This window comes from Schwartzia sp. (in: firmicutes), from assembly GCF_978017985.1.
On the sequence record NZ_CDXDFU010000017.1, the window covers coordinates 1 to 2739 of the forward strand.

3 protein-coding genes and 1 pseudogene are annotated in these 2739 nt (G+C 50.7%); all 4 read left to right on the top strand.

The window, feature by feature from the left end:
* A partial coding sequence (locus ACY69O_RS00750; protein ID WP_462331563.1) for a DnaJ C-terminal domain-containing protein occupies positions 1–388 on the top strand: 388 nt, incomplete at its 5' end.
* A 115-nt stretch (positions 389–503) separates the two neighbouring features.
* A complete protein-coding gene (gene prmA, locus ACY69O_RS00755; RefSeq protein WP_462331564.1) occupies positions 504–1445 on the top strand; it encodes a 50S ribosomal protein L11 methyltransferase in 942 nt (313 codons plus the stop codon).
* On the top strand, positions 1445–2209 hold the full coding sequence (locus tag ACY69O_RS00760; RefSeq protein ID WP_462331565.1) for a 16S rRNA (uracil(1498)-N(3))-methyltransferase: 765 nt from the start codon (positions 1445–1447) through the stop codon (positions 2207–2209). The genes prmA and ACY69O_RS00760 overlap by 1 nt, the downstream gene beginning before the upstream one ends.
* 14 nt (positions 2210–2223) lie before the next feature.
* Positions 2224–2739: pseudogene (locus tag ACY69O_RS00765) on the top strand (tRNA (N(6)-L-threonylcarbamoyladenosine(37)-C(2))-methylthiotransferase MtaB); the annotation flags it as partial.

A 2739-nucleotide genomic window follows, 5' to 3' on the forward strand; every position in this document is an offset into this window, starting at 1 on the left:
CGGAGACCTTTACGTTTATATCTATGTGCGTGAGCACAAGCTCTTCCAGAGAAGCGGCTCTGATGTTCTCTGCGAGGTACCTATCTCATTCGTTCAGGCGGCTCTCGGAGATACAATCGAAGTGCCGACTTTGGACGGAAAGGTAGAGATGAAGATTCCCGAAGGAATCCAGTCGGGCACAGTGCTCCGTCTCAAGGGACGCGGTATTCCTTTCCTTCGCGGAAGCGGACGCGGCAACCAGCATGTCCGCGTGAAGGTTCTTACTCCGAAAAAACTCTCCAAGGAGCAGAAGGAGCTTCTGCAGAAATTCGGAGAGATTTCCGGCGAAAGCGTAAATCCGGAGCAGAAAAGCTTTATGGATACGCTTAAGAAAATGTTCAAAAAATAAAACGGAGAGCTGTGAAGAAATGATTTCTCATTTTTTCATGGCTCTTTTTGCTATTTATGATTCTTTTTGATATAGTATTAGATATTTATACGTTTGTAAGGAAGGAGCATAATAGATGGAATGGGTTGAAGTCAGCGTAGAAACAAAGACCGAGGCAGCTGACCTCGTTACGGCGGCATTCACGGATATCGGAGCCGGCGGAGTCGAAATCGACGACCCCGCACTCATTAACGCATATATTGATGAAGGACGCTGGGACTACCGCGACATGGAGCGAAAACCCGAAACGGGCATGGTTACAGTACGCTCCTATCTTGCCAATGATGAGGAGCTGGACGGCAAGGTTAAAGCTCTTAAAGCATCTCTTGAGGATATGAAAGCGCGCGGGGCGGACCTGGGAACTGCGGAGGTTGCGACAAATATCCGAAATGATGAAGACTGGGTGGATAACTGGAAAAAATATTTCCACATGGACAAGGTCGGCGAGCATATTGTTATTCAGCCCTCATGGGAAGAATATGAAGCAAAGCCTGATGACATTGTTCTTCGCCTCGACCCGGGCGCGGCATTCGGAACAGGAACACACCCGACAACATCAATGTGTCTCCGTGCTCTTGAGCAGATGGTAAAGCCAGGCATGACCGTTTTTGATGTGGGCACGGGCTCAGGTGTGCTGGCGATTGCAGCGGCAAAGCTCGGAGCAGGACATGTCGTTGCGGCGGACTATGATGCTACGGCGGTAAAATCCGCTAAATTCAACAGCGCGGAAAACGGTACTGAGTCAGTAATAGAGATAAAACAGAGCGACCTTCTCAAGGAATTTGACGGAAAGGCGCAACTCATTACGGCAAACCTTATTGCCGACCTGGTTATCCGTCTTTTTGACGAGCTTGATGACCACCTGGAAAAGGGAGGACGCCTTCTTGCCAGTGGTATTATTCTGAGCCGTGAGGAAGATGTCGTTATGGCGGCAAAGATGCACGGACTCTTTGTCATACAGCGCCATGAGGAAAAGGAATGGCTCGCTCTCGAAATCTGCCGCGAGGAGGACCGCTGATGCGCCGTCTGTTTCTGCAGGGAGCGCTTTCCCATGAAGTCACCGTGACGGGAAACGACGCCCATCATTTGGGCTATGCTCTTCGTTCAAAAGAGGGCGACCGTGTAATTGCAGCGGACAAAGACGGAAAGACTGCGATAATGGAAATCACGGGATTTACGTCAGATACTGTTACCATGAAGCTCATTGAGGAAATCGAAGCGGACACGGAATCCCCGATTGCTCTGACACTGGCTATGTGCCTGCCAAAGGCAGATAAAATGGAGTTCATAGTTCAGAAGGCGGTAGAGCTTGGCGTATCGGTTATTCAGCCCATAAAAAGTGCTAACTGTGTCGTGAAATACGATGAGAAAAAAAGTGAGGCGCGCCGTGAAAAATGGCAGCGTATAGCAAACGAAGCCGCGAAGCAGTGCGGAAGGACGCTCATTCCTGTGGTCGAGCCTATCCGGGATATAAAAGAATGGCTCTCGGAATGTACTGAATCGGACGGACTGTTCCTCTGCTATGAAAATGAGGAAAAGCTTTCGCTCGGGGCATGGCTGGAAGAAAAAAATCAGAAGCAGTATACTGCGCTGGTAGGCCCTGAGGGCGGATTCTCGCCTGATGAGGTGGCTGCCGCGAAGACCGCGGGAGCCGCTGTGGTGACATTAGGTCCCCGCATACTGCGTGCAGAAACCGCGGCGCTTGCCGTACTTTCCTGCGTGCAGTACGAAAAGGGCGATTTAGGGAATTATGCAATACAGAAAGGTGAAAGACAAGATTGACAACGGCTGCATTTATGACCTTGGGCTGCAAGGTCAACCAGTTTGAAACAGAAACAATGGAAGGACTCTTCCGCAAGGCGGGCTATGAAATAGTTCCCTTCACGGAGCATGCGGACGTCTATATTATAAATACCTGCTCCGTAACCATGCTGGGGGAAAAAAAGTCACGCCAGCTCATACGCCGCGCCCAGCGTGAAAACGAGAACGCGCTTATTGCGGTTACGGGCTGCTACGCGCAGCTTGCACCGGATATCATAGCTGAGCTGCCGGGAGTACGTCTCGTAGTAGGTACGAAAGACCGCGCCCGAATCGTGGAACTTGTGGAGGAAGCGGCGAAAGCCGACGGTGTTGTGCGCGAGGTGGGCGACATAATGCACGCGGATACCTTTGAGGATATTCCGCTTTTTTCCGCTCCCGAAAGAACCCGTGCTTTTCTCAAAATACAGGAGGGCTGTCAGAATTTCTGTTCCTACTGTATTATTCCATATACCCGAGGGCCTCTGCGCTCGCGCCCAATAGAGAGTATCCGC